The organism is Nocardioides sp., assembly GCF_051876515.1.
GTDB lineage: Bacteria > Actinomycetota > Actinomycetes > Propionibacteriales > Nocardioidaceae > Nocardioides.
This window is the reverse complement of sequence record NZ_JBJEHY010000163.1, coordinates 1-18,693: the sequence shown is the minus strand read 5'-3', so window position 1 is coordinate 18,693 and position 18,693 is coordinate 1. Positions and strand designations below refer to the sequence as shown.

Below are 18,693 nucleotides of genomic sequence, written 5' to 3'. Positions count from 1 at the left end.
AATTCCCGCCCTCATCCCGCGTGGCTCAGGAACCGAAACCGCCGCCCCCGCCGCCCCCACCGGGATGACGAGGGTCGGAGCCGAAGATCGGGCCCACGATGGGAATCCAGCTCAGGCTGTCCTGTCCCTGGTGGAAGATCTGCCCCTGGGTCAGGTCCGCCACCGTGCCGACTCGTGTGAGAGTCGGTGACTCATATGCGTTCATTCTCAAATCCCCCACATCTTGATGTTGCCTGCGAACCAGCGTAGGACTCTGGGAAGCGACGGCAACCGTGGTCTAGATGGACTTCCCACATTTGGGGGACGTCCACGCGCGCCTCCTCAGGCGAGCAGGTTCTGCTCCCGCAGGCGGGCGAGGAACGCGTCGGTGTCGTGCTGCGCCGTGGCGTCGTCGAGCTCGAACTCGTCCGCCAGTGCCGACACCAGGGCGTCGCGCTCGCGGTCGTCGGCGAGCAGGTTGACCAGGAACGTGCCGGTGGCGTTGGTGGCGAAGTAGGTCGAACTGACCAGGTCGAGCAGCACCGTCTCGCCGTCGATCTCCCTGAGCACCAGGTCGTCGCTGCGCAGTCTCATCGTTCCTCCTCGTGCCCGGTCGTGGTGGTGGTCGTGGCGGTGGTCGTGGTCGCGGCGGGTCCCGTGGCCGGTCCGGTGGCCCGCTCGGCCAGCACGGTGGCCAGGACACCGTCCCCGGCGCGGCCGGTGGAGACGTGCAGCGTCGCGACACCTGCGGCAGCCGCCGTACGGGCCACCTCGCCGTGGAGCGTGACCTGCCAGCGCCCGCCGGTGGACAGCGCCTCGATGTCACGCCAACGCACCGGACCGCTGAACTCCGCCCCGACCGCCTTGTACGTGGCCTCCTTGACCGCGAAGCAGAGCGTGGCCGCCTGCGCCGGGCTCGCCGCGCGCTGGCAGGCCGACGCCTCCCGGTCGGTGAACCAGTGCCGCCACACGCCAGCCGCGCCGCGTTCGAGGAGCCGGGCGAACCGTCCACTCTGCGCGACGTCGACCCCCACCCCGACGACGGAGCCGGTGCTCACCGCAGCGCCTGCGCGACCGTGGCCAGGAAGGCGGAGGCGGCGACCCTGCCTCCCGCGGCGTTGAGGTGGCCGGGGTCGGAGGCAAGAGTGCTGTCCATCGCGTAGTAGCGGGAACCGTCACGCTCGTACGCCACCCTGTCCCCGTCGGCGTCGGTCGACTGCACCGCGGCGATGTCGAAGAGCGTGCCGGGCTCGGTGTACTCGGCGCGCATCAACACGTTGAACCGCTCCCGGACCACGTTGTGCTCCGGGCCCAGGGTGTCGCCGCGCCCGAGCGCCGCACGGACCTTGCCCATCGGGCCACGCTCGGTGGTGAGCGGCGAGGTGGCCGCGACGAAGGCGACCTCGGGGTAGTCGCGCGACAGAGCGGCCAGGGTCTCGCGGTAGGCGGCGAAGACCTCGTCGACGTCCACCTCTCCTTCGCGGAAGTCGACATAACAGAGCTTGAGCACGGCGACGTCGACCTCATCAGCCATCCCGGCACGCATGGTGCGGTCGAACTCGGCGATCTTGCCCAGGGGGTCACCGTTCTCGCCGTTGGCCACGTGCACCAAGGCCGGGCCAGCGGGAGCCTCACGCGACTCGTCGAGCCTCGGAGCCTCGAGGCCGGCGTCCTCGTAGACGCCCGGGAGTGCGTCGACGATGTTGTAGCCGACGGACTTGTGCGCGAAGAAGACACGGTGACCGGCGACGGCGCGCAGGTCGTCGGTGCTCGCCACGGGGGTCTCGTACGCGTCGCCGTCGGCCGGGCTGACCCAGAGGATCGCGCCGAGCAGGAAGAGGGCACCGGCGCCGACGGCACCGCTGACGAGAAGGATCAACTTACGCATGCTGGGCTCCTGCCTGGGCGTCCGCGAGGCCGTCGGCCTGCCGGTCGGCCTCGCCGCGCGCCCACGCGCGCAGCTCGGTCTTGACCACTTTTCCGTTGGGGTTGAGGGGCAGCGCCGCCACGACCCGGGTCTCGTGCGGCACCAGGTGCTTGGCCAGCCGGCCGCGCAGGTGGGTCTCGATCGCGGCCGCGTCCACGGCCGGGTCGTCGACGCACGCGAAGAGGACCACGGCCTCGCCGGCCTCCTCGTCGGGCCGCCCGACGGCGGCCGCGGCCACCACCCCGGTGAGATCCAGCGCCGCTTCCTCGATCTCGTGGCTGGACACGCGGTAGCCCCAGGACTTGATGAAGTCGTCGAGGCGGTCCACGACGTACAGGAAGCCCTCCTCGTCCATCCGTCCGAAGTCCCCGGTGCGCAGCTCCCCGTCGACGAACTTCTCGGCGGTGGCCCCGGGGTCCTGCCAGTACCCGTGGGTGACGTTGTCGCCGCGCACCCGGATCTCCCCGACCTCGCCCGGGGCCACGTCGCCCCCGTCGGGGTCGGCGATGCGCAGCGTCACGCCGGGGATCGCCACCCCCACCGAGCCCAGCTTGTCGGCAAGCCGGTCGGGCGGGAGGTAGGCCAGCCGCGAGGTGGCCTCGGTCTGGCCGTACATGACGAAGAGCCTGGCGCCGGGCTGGGCGGCCGCCACCCGCTCGAGGTGGACGTCGGGGAGCCGGCCTCCGGCCTGCTGGAGGTGCCGCAGCGACGGCAGCTCCCGGGTGCCGAAGGAGCTGGCCCGCAGCAGCAGCTGGTACGAGGAGGGAACGCCGGCGAAACCGGTGCACCCGTCCTCGACGATGCCCTCGACGACGGTCTCGGGGAACGCCTGCGTCTCGCAGATCCGGACGCTGGCGCCGACCGCGAGGTGGGTGTGGAGCAGCGAGGCGCCGAAGCAGTACGAGAAGGGCAGCACCACCAGCATCCGGTCGTCGCGGGCCAGGGCGAGGTACTCGACGATCGAGGCGGTGTTGGCGAGCAGGTTGTCGTGTCCCACGTGCACGGCCCGCGGACGGCTCGTGGTGCCCGAGGTGAAGACCAGCACCGCGGCCGGGGCCGGCGCTGCGGCCGGTGGCAGGTCGAGCGGTTCGGGAGACGCCACCGCCTCTCGCACGGCCGCACTGGTCTGGACACGTGCCGTGCTCTGCACCACGGGCGCGTGGCGCCGTACGAGCCGTTCGTCGACCATCAGCGCGGCGGAGCCGACCTGCTCCATCTTGGCGACGACGTCCTCGCTGGTGAGCACCGGGGCGAAGGGAACGGCCGTGTGTCCCGAGCGCATCACGGCAAGGTAGCTGGCCACCCAGAAGAGCGAGTTCGCGCCGAGGAGCGCCACCCGCGACCCCGGTGCGAGGCCCCACTCCTCGAGCTGTCGGCTCTGCCGCGCGACGGCCCTCGTCAGGTCTGCGTACGTGTGGTGCCCGGACGCGTCGATCACGGCGATGTCGTCCGCTTTTCCTGCGGACAGCAAGAATTCCCCCATATTCGCAGAATGCGAATTCACTGCACTTCCCCCTATGCAAAGCCACGCCCGAGGCGCACAATCTTCCGCGATAGCCTAATGGGGGAAAGTCGCGCCGGCGGTCGGCGCGACTGAATGACGGGGGGAACTCAAGTGACTGAGCAGCAAGAACGGCTGACAGTTCTAGACCAGGTGCGTGACTTCATCGTCATGAACTTCTTGTTCGGCGACGCGGCGCGGATGCCCGGACACGCCGACTCACTTCTCGAGTCCGGTCTGGTCGACTCGACCGGTGTGCTGGAGATCGTCGACTTCCTGGAGACCGACATGGGGATCGTCGTCGCCGACGACGAGACGCTGCCGACCAACCTCGACAGCGTCGACAACCTGACCGACTTCGTGCTGCGCAAGCGCTCGACCGCGAGCGTCGCCTGACGATGGCGACGCTCGCGGGTCTGCGCTCGAGAGCCGGGCGGTTCGCACGACGCATCGGAGGAGCCCCTTCCAAGCAGCTGCCGCCGGCCAGCCGACTCGACGAGCGTCCGGACCTGGCCGCGTACGACATCGGCCGGTTCTCGTGGGGACACCTGACGGTCTCGAGCCGGGGCCCGGGGACTCAACTGACGGTGGGCCAGTTCTGCTCGTTCGCGTACGGCACACACATCATCCTCGGCGGCGAGCACCGCGCCGACTTCGTGTCGACCTACCGGTTCGCGGCGTACCCGCCGTTCAACGAGACCCACCGGCACTTGGCGGACGACACCTCCGTCACGAAGGGGGCCGTCCATATCGGCGACGACGTGTGGCTGGGAACGCAGTCCATCATCCTGTCCGGCGTGAGCATCGGGCCCGGCGCGATCATCGGTGCCGGGAGCGTGGTGCGCCACGACGTTCCCCCGTACGCCATCGTGGCGGGGAATCCGGCCCGTGTTGCTGGGTTCCGGTTCCCGCCCGAGCAGGTCGAGGCACTCCTGCGCATCAAGTGGTGGGACTGGCCGATCGAGCGGATCACCCAGCACCTCGACCTGATCATGTCGGAGGAGATCGGCGCGTTCATCGCAGCAGCTGAAGGTCCACAGCACAGCGATACCCCACACGGGTGATTCTGAGCGGGGCGCCACGGTCCTAGGCTCCCAGTGGCGCCCCAACAGTTGGGGTCTGGGCGCCGCCAGACTGGGGGATCTTGACATGCGTATCTCGTCATCGTGGGACCGTCGTGCCCTGTCCGTCCTCGCCTCCCTGCTCCTGGTGGTGGGGCTCTCCATCACCATGGCAGCGGCTCCGGCACACGCCGAGAGCGAGGACACCATCGTCGCCTGGGGGCGCAACACGTGGGGTGAGGCGGAGGTCCCCGCGGGCATGACCAACGTGAAGCAGATCTCCGTCACGGCGCACAGCGTCGTGCTGCTCGATGACGGCACCGTTAGGTCGTGGGGGCACGACACGTACGGGGAGGCGCAGGTCCCCACCGGGCTCGCAGACGTCGTCGAGATCGCAGCCGGCGGCTTCCACACGATGGCTCTCAGGGGTGACGGCTCACTCGTCGTCTGGGGGCTCAACACGGACGGCCAGACGGACGTCCCCCCGGGCCTCACCGACATCGCAGCCATCTCCGGCGGCCGGTTCCACAGCCTCGTGCTGCACGGCGACGGCACGGTCACCGCCTGGGGCAGCAACAGCCACGGCCAGTCCACCGTCCCCGCAGGTCTGGACGACGTGGTGGCCATCGACGGCGGGGGCTGGCACAACCTCGCCCTCCGAAGCGACGGGACCGTGGTGGCGTGGGGCGACAACTCCTACGGCCAGTCGTCCGTCCCCGCGGGCCTCGACGACGTCGTCGCCATCGCGGCCGGGTGGAACCACAGCTTGGCGCTCCGAAGCGACGGGACCGTGGTGGCGTGGGGCAGCAACGAGTACGGCCAGTCGTCCGTCCCCGCCGATCTCCCTCCCGTCGCGCAGATCAGCGCCGGCGGGACCCACAGTCTGGTGGCCCTGGCCGACGGCACCGTTCGGACGTGGGGAGACAGCAACTACGGCATCCAGAACGTCCCGACCGGCATCACGGGAGTCACTCAGATCTCATCCAAGGCCATGCACAGCATGGTGCTGGCGGATGACCCGGCTCCCACCCCCGTCCGCAATCTCGTGGCGTCCCTCGTCACCAGTGCCAAGGTCACGCTGAACTGGGGCTACCCCGACCAGCCCTCTGACCGCGACGTCACGAAGATCGTGGTCCGCAAGAGCTCGGGCGACCAAGCCCCCGCCACCATCACCGACGGGGTCGACGTCCCGCTCTCCCGGGCGCTCCAGCAGTACGTCACCGACGAGTCCGGGATGTCCGTGGGCGAGCGGGTCTCGTACTCGGTGTTCGCGCAGGACAGGGCCGGCAACGTGAGTCGGGCGGCGAGCATCACCGTGCCGGTGGCGTTCCCCGGACCCGTCACCTCACTGGCGGCGACGGTCGCAAGCCCGACCAGCCTCGACCTGACCTGGACCAACCCGGCCAACGACCAGCTCAAGAAAATCATCGTGCGCCGCGCCGTGGGAACCACCCCACCCGCCACACCGACCAGCGGCAGCAACGTCACCTTGGCCACCGCCATCGCGGAGGGCGTGACCAACACGGGGCTGGCCCCCGGTACTACGTACAGCTACTCGGTCTTCGCCCAGGACCGCATCGGGAACATCAGCCCGTTGGGGCCCGGCAGCGTGGTGAGCGCCAGCCCCAGCGGCACCGTGACGCCGCCGACGGGCGCTGGTCCTGCACCGGTGACCAACCTGGCTGCGCCGATCGTGAGCAACGCCAAGGTGAACCTGACCTGGCAGTACCCCTCCGGCACCGCCCGCATCGTGGTGCGGGGCGCTCCCGGCGAGACCGCACCAGCCACGCCTGCCGACGGCGTGGACGTGACGCTGGGGCGCGCCGTGACCACGAGTGCGACCGACCCGACCGGGCTCGAGGTGGGACAGCGCTACTCGTACTCCGTGTTCACCTTCGACGCCGAAGGCCGGCCCAGTGTCCCGATCTCGATCACGGTCCCCGTGGCGTTCCCCTCACCCATCACGAATGCCACGGCAGCCCCCAGCGGCGCAAACGCACTGGTGCTGACCTGGACGAACCCGACCAACGACCAGCTCAAGAAGATCATCGTGCGCCGCGCCGTGGGCAGCACGCCGCCACCGACCCCCACGAGCGGCTCCAACGTGTCGCTGGACATCGCTCTGGCGACGACAGTCACCAACACCGGCTTGGTGGCGGGCACGACGTACAGCTACTCGTTCTTCGCCCAGGACCGCATCGGGAACATCAGCCCGCTGGGCGCCGGGAGCACCCTCACAGCGACGACGGTGCCGCTCGGCTGACCCACACTCCCGCGCTCAAGGGCAGGCGAAGCGCCGTCACGGCACGTCCGTGGCGGCGCTCTTCCTACTGGCCGAGGACGTAGCGAGCCTCGTGGTGTCGCTGGGGCCGCCACCGGCAGTGGCGCCGGGCGCACGTCCGCGGCGGGAGTGAGACCGGCCGCCCGTGAGCCTGCTCTGGCCGTCTCATGCCGAGTCGGGCTTCCTCCCCGCGGCGGGCGGGAACGCTACCTCGACGCGGCCTTCTGGTCCGCTGTGGCAGGCCGCTCAGACCCGTCCGGTCCCAGCGCAACGTGTCCCCGGCCACGTGCCATGAGTGGCGCCGCCACGTAGCGGTCCGAGGAGTTTCCCGCCTGCAACGGACGCTCGACCGTTGTGCCATCGAGCCGCCAGAGCGCACCGATCGCACCAATGTAGAGAAACATCACCCCGACGAAGGTGGGGAAGGAGAAGGAGTCGAAAGTCCCAGACGCGAGGATCGCTGCAGGCATGGACACAGCGAGCGCCTGCGCAAGGTGGCGCGTCTCTTGATCCTGCCCTCGCAACCGGACGCTCCGCGCCATGCCGTACGGGACCAGAAACAGGAGCAGGAGCACGATGACGCCGAAGATCCCACCGGCGATGAGCGTCCCGAAGAACTGGTTGTCCAGGAGCAGGTACTGCTCCGGGATCACCATGCCAGCACCACGGCCGAACCACGGCCGCATTTCCCACAGTTGCATGACCTGGTCGGTGCGGGAGATCCGATCCTGGACGCTGGGGTCCTGGTCCGCATTGGTGAACAGCGACCGAATCGTCCCCAGCACGCCGGGGTTGAGGACTCTGAACCCCGCGAGAGCCACGAGACTGATCATGAACACGTTGTAGCGGTGGCGCCAGGGCCACACCGTCGCCAGAAGGAGGAAGGTGACCGCGACCACCAGAGTGGCCGACCTCGAGATCGACAGCGGGATCGCGAACGTCACCGTCCCCACCATCAACCACCTGAGGAGCCGGGTCCGCCCCGGAGGGGCGAAGAACGCGTAGTGCAGGGCGACGGGCAGGATCAGGGCCAGCACGACTCCGAACTCGATGTAGTGGCTCGCGGTCCCGGCGACCCGAGCCAGATCAGTCGTGCCTCGGGAACCGACGACGATGAGGCTGGAGTTGAGGCGAAGTCCGGGGATCCGGATGTACTGGGTGAGGTCGACGATCCGGAGGTACTGCAGGATGCCCACGAAGGCCATCGCCGACGCCAACCCCACTGTCAGGCGGAGCAGCCGGTCCAGATCAGCTCGAGTGCGGATCCCGTCAGCCACGGCAAGGGCGAGCCCAGCGTTGGCGAAGACGAACAGCAACCAACGGTTGGCGGAGCTGGCTTCGAGGGCTGACGGCCCGCGGTCGAACCCGATCACGTAGCCCAACAGCTGAGCAGCCACGAACAGGCCGATGACCCACCTGACCGGCTGGCGCCCTGAGGGGAGCTGGTGGGGCCGAAAGGCTGACAGCGTCCACAGGAACGCCAGCCCGAGCCCCACCGCCACCGACGGTCGCCCCGCGGCCCCCATCCCGGAGATGACCAGACGAGCAGGGATGAGGAACTGCAGCGCGAGGAAGATTCCCAGGACCGCAAGCGTTGTGAGTTGACGTTCGCGCACAAGCACGGGGAACCACTCGGCCGCCGCTCGCTTGAGGAAGTCCGGCACCTTGAGCAGCGCAGGCTTCCACCGGGCCGAGCCGGTGCGAGGTACGCGCCAACGGTTGGGAACCCTCATCGTCGGCGACTGATCATGCCCTGCTCGGACAGGGTTGGTGCCTGGTCCTCGGCGCCGGGCCGCGTGCCGTGCTCAGGGAGGGTCTCGGTCTCACGTCCCGAATCGGAGTCGGGGTCGTTCAACCGAGCTGGGTCGGAGTGGTCCCCTTCGGAGGTTCCCTTCTCCTGCTTGCGACGCCGGCGCAACCGCAGAAGGCCGATCACGTCGTCGAAGAACACAGCAACCACGAGCGAGAGCCCTGCACCCAGAACGCCGACGATCGCCATGTTCCGCAGCTTGCCGTCGGTGACGGCCGCAGAGACCGACGGCTGCTGCAGCACGTCGATGCTGTACTGGGCGGCCAGGCGAATGCCCGCAGCGCTCTGCCGCTCCTGCAGCTCGACAGCCGCCATCCGGAAGACCGCCGTACCGGTCTCGATGGCCTGCTGCTCCGACTCGCCCCGCACCTGGAACCTGATGATGGTGCTCCGCGACTCCGGGGACACCTCGTAGGTCGGGATCAGTCCCTCATCCGCGATCTGCTGGCGGGCCGCCGGGCTGTTGAGCACGATGGCGACCGCGTTCGTGGCGTCGGACGGGCCACCGTAGGGGTTGGGAACCTCGTCGTAGATCCTCCCGGGGACCACCATCGAAGCCCCGGTCACCTCGTACTCCGGTTGCCCGCCTCTGCCAGCGGCCAGTACCAGTGCCACCGTCACCCCGAGCAGGGGCAACAGGATGTACCAACGCCTGAGCGCTGCCACGGTTATGCGCCACACGTCCATCGAATCATCCCCCAAGTCGTTGCCGGTCTCCCCGACCGCGGCACACGAGTAGCCAAGTATGTGCTTTCCGAATGACTCTTTCCAGAGACTTGAGCAAGAAGCGTGTCCAACACTCTCCGGCCGCGAACTCCGGCACGCTCCGACCGGAGCGAACGACGCTGGAAATGCCATCGGATTCCCCAGCGAAATTGAATCGCGCACCCTGAAATCGGGCTAGACCATTTCACTCTCCTCTGGACAACAACCAGCGCGAGGAGAGCACACTTTGTCCGGACACCGAGTAAGCCGGGGGGTGAGGTGTCCTGACAGCGCGCGGAGACTGGGGTCTTCGCCCGAGGTCGAACCGGAGAACGTGGTCTCCCGGCGCACTTGCAGCGCACTGAGCCGTGCGGTTGCTCCACCAGCCTCAGGAGGCAGTGTCGAGATGGGTGTCGCAACCACGGTGCGCCGGTCGTTGGTCGAAGGGCCGGGTTCGCTCGGTTCACGGTTCCGGGGGCGGCGCTGGGAACTCGCGATGGATCAGTTCCCCGACCTTCCCGACATGAGGGTTCTCGATCTCGGCGGCACGGTGCAGGCCTGGGAACGTGCGCCGGTGCGACCCGCACACGTGACCATCCTCAACCTCACCGAACCCGGCGAGTCCACGTCCGACTCCTTGTTCCCGGTCTACGGGGACGCGTGCGACGCCGAGGCAGCGCTGAGCGCGGCCGGTGCGGACGGCCCGTTCGACCTGGTGTTCTCCAACTCCGTGCTGGAGCACGTGGGGGGTCACGCGAACCGGGCCCGGTTCGCGGCATCCGTCCATGCGCTGGCTCCTCGGCACTGGGTCCAGACGCCTTACCGCTACTTTCCCGTCGAGCCGCACTGGCTCTTCCCCGGGATGCAGTTCCTCCCGCTGGCGCTGCGCGCCCGGATCGCCGCGAGCTGGCCGCTGGCGCACTCCCCCTCACCGAGTCTTGAGAAGGCAACGTCCGCGGCTCTGTGGACGGAGCTGGTCAGCATCACCGAGATGCAGCACCTCTTCCCGGGGTCGGGCATCACTCGGGAGCGTTTCCTCGGACTCACCAAGTCAATCGTCGCGATCCGCACCTGAGCAGCCGCGAGCCACCACCAAGAGCGAAGAGACGTGCATCCGATGACCTTCCCCCAACTCCACCCACGTGGGCGCGATCGGCGATGAGGAACCACATGGACCGGCGCTCACCGATTCCCGCGGCCAGGCCCACCGTGAGTGCGCGCGGCGGACTTCGCGTCCTGCTCTCCGGGGCTGCCATCGGGAACGGGAACCGCGGGGTCGAGGCGTTGGGGCGCTCTGTGGCAGATGCCGTGGACCGGGAGGTCCCCGGATCGTGTCTGAGCATCCTCGACGACGGTTGGGGCGTCCGCCCCGTGGCCGGCTCCCGGTACCCACACAGCACGGTGGAGATGGTGGGCGTCCGCCTGTCCCGCCGTTGGCACCGTCCTGAGAGCTGGGCCCAGGTCAAGGCTGCTCAGCTGCTCGCGCCCCGCTTCAACCACGTCGCGCGCAGGTTCGAGGAAGCGGACGCGGTCCTGGATCTCAGCGCCGGGGACAGCTTCACCGACCTGTACGGGCCGACCCGGTTCACCATCGTCACGGAACCCAAACACGCAGCGCTGCGCGCTGGTCGCCCACTGATCCTTCTGCCCCAGACGTACGGGCCGTTCGCCACCGCCGCAGCACGAGAGACCGCTGGCCGGATCATCCGGCGAGCGACCCTGGCGTACGCACGTGACCAGTGGAGCTACGACCGGCTCCTCGAGTTGGCCGGCCCCGACGCGGACCCGTCACGGCTGCGTCTGGGCGTCGACGTGGCCTTCGCGCTCGAACCCAGGCAGCCGACCGATGAGGTCCGGGAGCTGCTGGAGGGCAGGGACGACAGTCCGGTCGTCGGCGTCAACGTCAGTGGTCTGCTGACGGATCGGGCGGCGCTCGAACAGTTCGGCATCGCTGGCGACTACCTCGAGACCATGGTGCTGCTCGTCCGGGAACTGGTGGCGGCAGGCGCTCACGTGGTCCTCGTCCCCCACGTCCACATGCCAGGAGCAGTGGGCGAGAGCGACATCCGCGCGATCTCAACGGTCCGCGCGCGCCTCTCCCCCGCCGAACGCCTGTGCACCACGGCACTGCCGCCCGAGCTCGACGCGGCGGAGGTCAAGTGGTGCATATCCGGACTCGACTGGTTCACCGGGAGCCGGATGCACGCGACCATCGCCGCCCTCTCGACCATGACACCCTCCACCGCGTACGCCTACAGCGACAAGACGCGCGGAGTCTTCGCCACGTGCGGCCTCGGCGAGCAGGTCGTCGATGCACGAGAGCACGGGGGTGCAGAGGCAGTGGAGAGGCTGATGGACGGGTTCCACGCTCGGGAGGCCACCCGGCTCGTCCTCCGCGAGACAGCGGCGGCGACGATCGCCGCGTCCCGGGACCAGTTCCGAGACGTCTTCCGGGCCATCCGGCCCAGCGAGGCGTCCTCACACGAGGAGGTGGGTCGGGGTGGGCAACCGTGCTGACATCCTGATGATCACGTACCGCAGCGTCGGATACATCCACTTGTCACTACCGAGGCTGCTGGAGACGCTGGGGCCCGACGACCGCGTGTGGCTGTGGCACAACGGTGACGACGAGGCGACCCTGGAGGCGATCCGCACCTACAGCTCGGACGACCGCGTGGCCCGGTTCCACCACAGTCGGGAGAACGTTCGGTTGCGGGAGCCGACCAACTGGCTGTGGTCCGGCTCCGACGCCCGATTCGTGTCCAAGGTGGACGACGACTGCCTGGTCGCACCCGGCTGGCTGGACACGTTCGTGACCGCCCACGACGCCAACCCGGACTTCGGGGTGATCGGCAGCTGGCGGCACCCGGAGGAGGACTTCCGACCGGATCTGGCGTTGGCCAAGATCCAGGCGTTCGCCGGTGGGCACTCCTTGATGCGCAACCTCTGGGTGCAAGGAAGCGGCTACCTGATGCGGCGGGATCTGGTGGAGAAGCACGGGGTGTTGCGCGAGGAGGAATCGTTCACCCAGTACTGCCTCCGGCTGGCGCGCGGCGGGGCTGTCAACGGCTTCTACTACCCGTTCGTCCCCGAGGACCACATGGACGACCCACGCTCACCTCACACACTCATCCACACCGACGAGGACCTCCTCGCACGCATGCCCTTGTCTGCCAAGGCGAACGGGGTGACGACCAGGGAGCAGTGGACCGCCCAACTCGTCCGCAGCGCCCACGTCCTGCAGACTGCATCGTTGGACCCGCGGGCGTACTCGGGATGGCGCCGAAGGGCCAAGTCCGTCCAGCGGAGGTTCCGTCTCGCCACTGGGAGACCAGCGACGTGGTGACCGAACTCGCCCCACCCCGGGGTCTGGTGGTGGACGAGCACCAGCCGGCAGACCTGGTCGTGACGTGCGTGACGTACAACAGTGCCCGCGTCATCGAGCCGTTCCTCGCAGCCCTGCCCGCTGCCCTTGAGTCCGTGCCGCGCTGTCGGGTCGTCGTCATCGACAACGCGTCGAGCGACGGCACACCCGACATCGTCCGGACGCTCGCCCCATGGGCGACGCTGGTCCCTGCAGGACGCAACGCGGGCTACGCGGGCGGCATCAACCTCGCGCTGAAGGCGCACCCACCCAATCGAGCCGCATACGTGCTCAACCCGGACACGGTGCCCTCCCCTGGCAGCGTCGCCGCGCTTCTGGCTGCGGTGGACCGAGATCCCGCGGTCGGCATCGCCCTCCCCCGCATCGTCGATGAAGACCGACAGCTCCAGTACTCACTGCGCCGTGAGCCCACCTTCGCCCGGGCGCTGGGCGAAGCAGTCCTCGGCGGCACGCGAGCATCTCGCATCCCACTCCTCGGAGAAACCGTCGGAGACCCGGACGAGTACCGCGACGGGGCAGTCGCTGACTGGGCCACGGGGGCGGCTCTGCTGGTCACGCGTGCTGCCATCGACGCTGTGGGTGAGTGGGACGAACGGTTCTTCCTGTACTCGGAGGAGACCGACTACTTCCTGAGGGTCCGCGATGCTGGAATGCGGGTGCGGCTCGTGGACGGGGCCGAGGTGCTGCACCACGGCGGGGACCAAGCCGTCTCCCCTCGCCTGTGGGCCTTGGCTGCCGTGAACCGCACCCGGCTCTACAGCAAGCGCCATCCAAGGTGGCCGAGCCGGCTGTACTGGACGGCCGTTCTCGCCAACGAGGCGACACGCGCAGCCCTTGGCCGGGCGCCTCACCGCGCCGCCGTACGTGCGCTGATCGCGGTGGGGCCAACTCAAGACTGCCCGGAGCCGACGCCGTCCATCCTTGAGAAGGCGGGAGTGCACGTCCTCTGACCCTGACTGGCATCGCACCGCCGCGACCTCGGCGGTCAGGACTCGGGAAGCCCCTTCAGGCACTCCTCCAGACTCCGGCACCAGGTCCACACCATCTCGGCATCAGCCACCCGCCCGCTGAGGTACGCGTCGACAGACCAGAGGATCGACCGCAAACACTTCCAGCGCATCCCCACGCGGACCACCTCCCTGTCCACCTCGACGCCGGCTGCCTGTACGTACGCGTCCAGGAATCGCTGGAGCCTCTCCTCGTGAGCTCCGATGAGGACTGCGGCAACAGCACCCACGTCGAGCCACCGCGGCATGGCGGCAGCATTGTCGAAGTCAAGGAGGCCCCGGAGCTCGAACCGCGGCCCGAGGACCACGTTCTCCCAGTTCACGTCGTTGTGCGCGTAAACCGTGTCGGACGCCTCCACCCGCGAGACGATCTCGGGGTTGCTCAGGGCCATCGCCTGGTTGAACAGCCCAGGGAGCGACGCCACGATCCAGGTGTCGAGCTCGGACCTCGAGCGTCGGACTCGAAGGCGCAGCACCTTGCGGAACCGGTGCGGGGCCCCGTGCCGAATGCTGGCCACCGTCCTTCTCGGTCCCGACATCAGGAACTCCACGTCCGGGGCCGGGGTGTGCGGATCCAGGAGCCCGTCTGCCTCCCGGTGCAGGTCACCGACCAAGGTGCCAAGCTCGCCCACCAGCTGCGGGTGCGAGGCCAGGGCACCGTCGCGCTCCGCGATCGAGATCTGGTGTCCGTGCACCCACTCATGCAGGGTGAAGATCCCCTCGGCGGTCGCCACGTGCGAGTCTCCCGCCGACGAGCGCTGCCATCGAGGCACCGGCAGACCCGCCTCAGCGAGCCGGGACTCGAGCGCCTGGGAGCGGGCGAGCCGTAACACGGCGTCGGGGGAATGGCGCTTCAGCACCCAGTCCCGCCCACCGGCCCCGACGCGGTAGTTCACGTTCTTGATGCCCTGCGGCAGCCGCTGTAGATCCTCGACGTCGGCTCCGGCGTACCCGAACGCCCACAGCGCCGACCGAGCGGCCGCATCCAGGGACATCAGTGCTGCCCCTGTCGCTGGGTGATCGCGGTGACCTCCCGGAAGAAGTCGCTGCTCCTGAGGAGGTCGGCGTGCGAGCCGACGTCCGACACCCGCCCGTCGAGCATCACCACGATGCGGTCGCACATCGACAGGGTGGAGAGCCGATGGGCAACCAGGACGAGGATCGTGTCCTGCTTCAGCTCGTGCAGGGACTCGCTCACCGCCTCCTCGGACCTCACGTCCAGGGCGCTGGTGGGTTCGTCGAGTACGAGCACCTGGGGCCGATCGGCCAGAGCGCGGGCCAGACAGATGCGTTGGCGCTGGCCACCCGAGATCGCACCCGCGCGCTGGCCGATCTCTGTGTCGTACCCCCGGGCCCAGCCCATGACGTCGTCATGGATGTGGGCCCTACGCGCCGCTTGCTCGACCTGCTCGTCGGTGATCCACTCACGGTTGAACCGGATGTTGTCGCGCACTGTCCCCCAGACCAGCTGCGACGTCTGGGGAACGTAGGCGACTCCCTGCCGCCAGGAGTCCCGCGTCATGTCCCGCACGTCGCGACCGTTGACCGCGACCACACCGGAGGTCGGCTCACGCAGCCGCAGCAGGAGCTGGACGATGGACGACTTACCGGCCCCCGACGGCCCTACGATCCCGATCGCCTCGCCCCGGTTCACCGCGAAGGTCACCCCGTGCAGCACGTCGACGCCTTCGCGGTAGCCGAAGGACACCTCCTGCATCCCGATCGTGTGCACCTCGCCCAGTTTCTCGACCCCGTCCTGCTGAGGGCTGCCCCGGTACCGGCTGAGCGCCTCAGAGATCTGGTCCATGAAGGGGACCCGCTCGTCGATGGCCGTCACCGCTGTCTGGATCTGCTGGGCGTAGGTCAGGGCTCTGACCAGCAGCAGGATGACGGCCGCCAGACCTGCGAGGTCCGACGCGCTCGACAACGAGACCGCGATCAACGCCACCACGAGCATCACCAGGGCCACGCTCTGGTACAGCTGGGGCAGGGCGCCGGAGAGGAATCGCGTGCGTGCGTGCGGGCGTCTGACGGCATCGATCTGCTCGAGAAAACCGGAACGGTAGGACGGGGTGGCACCGAAGACCTCGGTCTCCTCCGCCACAAGGACGATGTCCTGCACCGACTCGGTGAAGCTCATCGCCTCCCTGCTCAGCCTCTGGGCGTTGCGGCGCAACCGCCGCGCCAACGGGCGCAGTGCCACGAAGAGGACGAGTGCGGCGCCGGCCAGCACCCCTGCCGCCACCGCGTTCTGCAGCAGCGCGACGGTGACCATCATCAGGAACATGATCGTGCCCGTCAGCCCGTTGCCGAGGCCGATGACGGCCGAGGAGACGTTGGTGACGTTCTGCGTCATGAGCGTCTGGAAAGACCCGTCGCGCTCCTTCGACTTCGTCGGCCAACTGCTCCCCGTGAAGGCGGAGAACAGTTGGGTGCGCAGGTCCGCCATCACCCGGGCACTCATCTGCGCAGGAAGGTACGCCAAGGCGAGCTGGAGAAGCGCCCGCACGACCGTCAGCGCGATGGCCACCGCGAAGGTCACGCCCTGGGACATCTCGGCCGTGAGCGGCCCTACGTCCAGGGTCGTGCTCCCGCCTCCCTCCGACAGCGACACGGCCATGGCCGCGATCAGCGCGAGGACAGATGCCTCGATCAGACCGGCTGTCACCGCCAGACCGACGAGTAGCGCGAGCCACACGCGTGATCCTCTGAAGAACGGGGACAACCTGCGCCAGGCGGCCGGCAGACTTCGGAGCAGGCGCACTCCACCAGACGGGGGCGGCGGCGCCCCCGGCGCGCCCCTAGCCACCGCTCGGCCCCGGCCAGGTGCACCACACGGCCCTGACCGCCCCGTGCCGCAACGCCTCAGCACCCCCGCGCATGACGACCACCCCCCACCGGCTCACGGTAGACGAGGACGTTTTCCTCGGGAAGCAGTCTGGGAGATCCGTCGAGGTGGACTGGACCGTCGACTGCGCGCCGGTGATCAGCTGGCCGGCCGCCCCGTGTCGTCCCACACGTTGTCGGCCTCCCAGCTGACCGCGTCACCGTCCATGTTGCCGATGACCCCGTACCGGTAGTCGCGCCCGAAGCGGTTGCCGGAGATGACAGCGCTCTCGATCTCACCCCGGCCCCCACCGTTGAACGTGAAGTTGCCGCCGTTCATGTAGTTCCCGGTGACACGAAGGTTCGTGATCCGGTCGTCGCCGGAGAGCGAGCCGATCTGGATGGCAGCGTTCAGCGGATCGTCGGACGAGCCGACGTAGGCCATCAGCGTGTTGCCTGTGATCGTGACGTTGTCACCCCTGCGGATCTGGATGCAGTCGTGGTGCCCGCCGGACTGGCGCTGGAGATCGTGGATGTAGGACCTCTCGATCACGACGTCGTCACTCTGGATGCGGATCCCGTCCTCGGACGAGTGGATGTTCGCCCCGACGACGTGCCCCGTGCCCCCGTTGAAGAAGATCCCGATGCCGGTCCCGCCCATGTTGTCGATCTCAACGTTCTCGATCAGCACGTTGGCCGCGCCGTCCGCGACGCGCACGGGGTACAGGGAGGTGTCCGTCTGGATGAGTGAGTTCCGGATGATCACGTCGTCCGCCTCCACCGTGACCGAGCCGCGGATGTGCAGTCCCTCCACGACGGTCCCGTCCTCGGTGATGGTCATGCCCTCCGATGCCCGGAGCTGGAGGTCGGAGGGTGGGCCAGTGCTGTCGGCGTCGGGGCGGGCACCGGCCGCCCCTGCGGTCAGCTGCTCGGTCGGCTCCGTCGGCGGATCGTCGGCGGAGCAAGCAGTGATGGCCAGGAGGGTGGCCAGGACGAACACGCCCGCCGGGAGGGCGCGACCGGGTCGCCTTCTCACGCCACCCACCCCTGCTTCGACCTCGCCGCGGTCCGCTCCACCGCAGACAGGTACGCCTCCAGCGCCTCGGCGTCGCTGCCGTGGCGTTCTCCGGAAAAGGACTGCTCGGGCCGGACGCGACCCTTGACCCACAGGCCGGCGTTGCGTACCCCGGCCACCACTGTCGCCCGGACGCTGCTGCGCACGGCGCGCGCGACGAACTTGGCGAGTCCCGCGTTGGCCCGCCCGTCCTCCACCGGCGCCAGCCGGGCAGCGGCGGCGACCAGCACCCGCAGCGCCGCTGGCACGCGCAGCAAGCGGGGCAGGTCCTCGGGCAGCGGGGTGGCCAGCACGCGCCGGGACCGGGCGAGGACCAGAGCCACCTGTACGCTGGCACCCCACTGCTCGGCACGTCCGGCCACCTCGGCCCAGTCGACACCGCGACGCACCAGGCGGTCCACGTCCAGCAGGTAGATGAGCTTGTTGGCCCCGGACAGGGCGGCGTGGAGACACGTGTGGACCATGGTGTCGGCAGGATCCAGGGTCCAGACCTCGTCCGCCCCGAGCGGTATCAGGACCCGTCCGGACAGCAGGTCGGTGGTCACGATGCGGAAGAGCCTACGGCGCTCGGCCATGTTGATCATGGACCAGTGCAGGTCGACGTAGACGCCCGCGGGCGTCAGCCAGTGCATCTCCCCGGGCAGGGACGGGTTGCGCAGCATGTCCTCGTAGTCGGCAACCTGCCATCCGGCGGCGAGCAGCCGCCTGCTCACCTCGCGAAGGTCCGCCGGATCGACGAGGACGTCCACATCGTTGTAGGTGCGCAGCCCCGGGACGGGGTGCGCGTGCTCGGACAGCACCGCCCCTTTGAACGTCACCCAATCGACCCCGTCCAGGATCCTCATCAATTGGGCGAGCGAGGCGCTCGCCTGGAGATGCGTTGCAATGGCACGCATGCGGTCGGGCTGGAAGAGAACTCCGACCTCCGGTGCGGTGTCGCGGTAGGCGACCTGGACCAAGGGAGCGATCCGGTGGAAGCGGGCCGCCTCCACCAACTCCTCCTGGAGGCCCTCACCCACCCACGGACGGGGCGTCGTCTGCCGCACGACGTCGACGAGGGCGGACGAGACCTCGCGCATGGCCCTGCTCCGCCGCGACCTCAGGATCACCATGACCACCCTCCCCCTGGATGAACC

18 protein-coding genes are annotated in these 18,693 nt (G+C 69.0%); 7 read left to right on the top strand and 11 right to left on the bottom strand.

What is annotated here, in order from left to right:
• Positions 1–25: 25 nt before the first annotated feature.
• From ACI379_RS12315 to ACI379_RS12295, 5 genes are all read right to left on the bottom strand, one after another.
• The gene (locus ACI379_RS12315; protein ID WP_439792384.1) at positions 26–205 is read right to left on the bottom strand and encodes a lasso RiPP family leader peptide-containing protein; all 180 of its coding nucleotides are present in this window, start codon (positions 203–205) and stop codon (positions 26–28) included.
• 116 nt (positions 206–321) lie between these two features.
• The gene (locus tag ACI379_RS12310; RefSeq protein ID WP_439792383.1) at positions 322–573 is read right to left on the bottom strand and encodes a PqqD family protein; all 252 of its coding nucleotides are present in this window, start codon (positions 571–573) and stop codon (positions 322–324) included.
• Entirely contained in the window at positions 570–1,037 is a 468-nt protein-coding gene (locus tag ACI379_RS12305) for a holo-ACP synthase (protein ID WP_439792382.1), read from the bottom strand. The genes ACI379_RS12310 and ACI379_RS12305 overlap by 4 nt, the downstream gene beginning before the upstream one ends.
• Positions 1,034–1,867 carry a hypothetical protein gene (locus ACI379_RS12300; RefSeq protein ID WP_439792381.1) on the bottom strand — a complete coding sequence of 278 codons (834 nt, stop codon included), beginning with the start codon at positions 1,865–1,867 and terminating at the stop codon, positions 1,034–1,036. The genes ACI379_RS12305 and ACI379_RS12300 overlap by 4 nt, the downstream gene beginning before the upstream one ends.
• Positions 1,860–3,389, bottom strand: coding sequence for a class I adenylate-forming enzyme family protein (locus ACI379_RS12295; protein ID WP_439792380.1), 1,530 nt, complete (start codon positions 3,387–3,389; stop codon positions 1,860–1,862). Before ACI379_RS12295 ends, ACI379_RS12300 begins: the two co-directional genes overlap by 8 nt.
• A gap of 171 nt (positions 3,390–3,560) precedes the next feature.
• Between ACI379_RS12295 and ACI379_RS12290 the strand changes: the two genes are divergently transcribed.
• From ACI379_RS12290 to ACI379_RS12280, 3 genes are all read left to right on the top strand, one after another.
• Positions 3,561–3,803 carry an acyl carrier protein gene (locus tag ACI379_RS12290; RefSeq protein WP_439792379.1) on the top strand — a complete coding sequence of 81 codons (243 nt, stop codon included), beginning with the start codon at positions 3,561–3,563 and terminating at the stop codon, positions 3,801–3,803.
• 2 nt (positions 3,804–3,805) lie between these two features.
• Positions 3,806–4,471, top strand: a complete 666-nt coding sequence (locus tag ACI379_RS12285; protein ID WP_439792378.1) for a CatB-related O-acetyltransferase — start codon at positions 3,806–3,808, stop codon at positions 4,469–4,471.
• An 85-nt stretch (positions 4,472–4,556) separates the two neighbouring features.
• A complete protein-coding gene (locus ACI379_RS12280; protein WP_439792377.1) occupies positions 4,557–6,731 on the top strand; it encodes a fibronectin type III domain-containing protein in 2,175 nt (724 codons plus the stop codon).
• Positions 6,732–6,955: 224 nt separating this feature from the next.
• On the opposite strand, the gene ACI379_RS12275 is transcribed toward ACI379_RS12280, so the two are convergent.
• Complete coding sequence (locus tag ACI379_RS12275) at positions 6,956–8,413, bottom strand: O-antigen ligase family protein (protein ID WP_439792376.1); 1,458 nt, start codon at positions 8,411–8,413, stop codon at positions 6,956–6,958.
• Positions 8,414–8,478: 65 nt separating this feature from the next.
• Positions 8,479–9,246 (bottom strand): hypothetical protein, encoded by a 768-nt coding sequence (locus ACI379_RS12270; RefSeq protein ID WP_439792375.1) that lies wholly within the window; start codon positions 9,244–9,246, stop codon positions 8,479–8,481.
• Positions 9,247–9,787: 541 nt separating this feature from the next.
• Here ACI379_RS12270 and ACI379_RS12265 point away from each other — a divergent pair.
• From ACI379_RS12265 to ACI379_RS12250, 4 genes are all read left to right on the top strand, one after another.
• Positions 9,788–10,339 (top strand): hypothetical protein, encoded by a 552-nt coding sequence (locus tag ACI379_RS12265; protein ID WP_439792374.1) that lies wholly within the window; start codon positions 9,788–9,790, stop codon positions 10,337–10,339.
• A 332-nt stretch (positions 10,340–10,671) separates the two neighbouring features.
• Positions 10,672–11,781 carry a polysaccharide pyruvyl transferase family protein gene (locus tag ACI379_RS12260; protein WP_439792373.1) on the top strand — a complete coding sequence of 370 codons (1,110 nt, stop codon included), beginning with the start codon at positions 10,672–10,674 and terminating at the stop codon, positions 11,779–11,781.
• The gene (locus ACI379_RS12255; protein WP_439792372.1) at positions 11,765–12,610 is read left to right on the top strand and encodes a glycosyltransferase family 2 protein; all 846 of its coding nucleotides are present in this window, start codon (positions 11,765–11,767) and stop codon (positions 12,608–12,610) included. The genes ACI379_RS12260 and ACI379_RS12255 overlap by 17 nt, the downstream gene beginning before the upstream one ends.
• Positions 12,611–12,639: 29 nt before the next feature.
• Positions 12,640–13,599 carry a glycosyltransferase family 2 protein gene (locus ACI379_RS12250; protein WP_439792371.1) on the top strand — a complete coding sequence of 320 codons (960 nt, stop codon included), beginning with the start codon at positions 12,640–12,642 and terminating at the stop codon, positions 13,597–13,599.
• A gap of 35 nt (positions 13,600–13,634) precedes the next feature.
• On the opposite strand, the gene ACI379_RS12245 is transcribed toward ACI379_RS12250, so the two are convergent.
• The 4 genes from ACI379_RS12245 to ACI379_RS12230 all read right to left on the bottom strand — a co-directional run bounded on the left by ACI379_RS12245 (position 13,635) and on the right by ACI379_RS12230 (position 18,636).
• On the bottom strand, positions 13,635–14,651 hold the full coding sequence (locus tag ACI379_RS12245) for a phosphotransferase family protein (RefSeq protein WP_439792370.1): 1,017 nt from the start codon (positions 14,649–14,651) through the stop codon (positions 13,635–13,637).
• Positions 14,651–16,354 (bottom strand): ABC transporter ATP-binding protein, encoded by a 1,704-nt coding sequence (locus ACI379_RS12240; protein WP_439792369.1) that lies wholly within the window; start codon positions 16,352–16,354, stop codon positions 14,651–14,653. Before ACI379_RS12240 ends, ACI379_RS12245 begins: the two co-directional genes overlap by 1 nt.
• A 288-nt stretch (positions 16,355–16,642) precedes the next feature.
• Positions 16,643–17,323 carry a right-handed parallel beta-helix repeat-containing protein gene (locus tag ACI379_RS12235; protein WP_439792368.1) on the bottom strand — a complete coding sequence of 227 codons (681 nt, stop codon included), beginning with the start codon at positions 17,321–17,323 and terminating at the stop codon, positions 16,643–16,645.
• A 191-nt stretch (positions 17,324–17,514) separates the two neighbouring features.
• Positions 17,515–18,636, bottom strand: a complete 1,122-nt coding sequence (locus ACI379_RS12230; RefSeq protein ID WP_439792367.1) for a nucleotidyltransferase domain-containing protein — start codon at positions 18,634–18,636, stop codon at positions 17,515–17,517.
• Positions 18,637–18,693: the final 57 nt, after the last annotated feature.

Coding starts and splice junctions, on each gene's coding strand:
- ACI379_RS12235 (WP_439792368.1), bottom strand. CDS start 17,323: ATGACCATCACCGAGGACGGGACCGTCGTGGAGGGACTGCACATCCGC.
- ACI379_RS12260 (WP_439792373.1), top strand. CDS start 10,672: ATGGTGGGCGTCCGCCTGTCCCGCCGTTGGCACCGTCCTGAGAGCTGG.
- ACI379_RS12310 (WP_439792383.1), bottom strand. CDS start 573: ATGAGACTGCGCAGCGACGACCTGGTGCTCAGGGAGATCGACGGCGAG.
- ACI379_RS12230 (WP_439792367.1), bottom strand. CDS start 18,636: ATGCGCGAGGTCTCGTCCGCCCTCGTCGACGTCGTGCGGCAGACGACG.
- ACI379_RS12280 (WP_439792377.1), top strand. CDS start 4,557: ATGCGTATCTCGTCATCGTGGGACCGTCGTGCCCTGTCCGTCCTCGCC.
- ACI379_RS12315 (WP_439792384.1), bottom strand. CDS start 205: ATGAACGCATATGAGTCACCGACTCTCACACGAGTCGGCACGGTGGCG.
- ACI379_RS12285 (WP_439792378.1), top strand. CDS start 3,806: ATGGCGACGCTCGCGGGTCTGCGCTCGAGAGCCGGGCGGTTCGCACGA.
- ACI379_RS12245 (WP_439792370.1), bottom strand. CDS start 14,651: ATGTCCCTGGATGCGGCCGCTCGGTCGGCGCTGTGGGCGTTCGGGTAC.
- ACI379_RS12265 (WP_439792374.1), top strand. CDS start 9,788: ATGAGGGTTCTCGATCTCGGCGGCACGGTGCAGGCCTGGGAACGTGCG.
- ACI379_RS12300 (WP_439792381.1), bottom strand. CDS start 1,867: ATGCGTAAGTTGATCCTTCTCGTCAGCGGTGCCGTCGGCGCCGGTGCC.
- ACI379_RS12295 (WP_439792380.1), bottom strand. CDS start 3,389: ATGGGGGAATTCTTGCTGTCCGCAGGAAAAGCGGACGACATCGCCGTG.
- ACI379_RS12270 (WP_439792375.1), bottom strand. CDS start 9,246: ATGGACGTGTGGCGCATAACCGTGGCAGCGCTCAGGCGTTGGTACATC.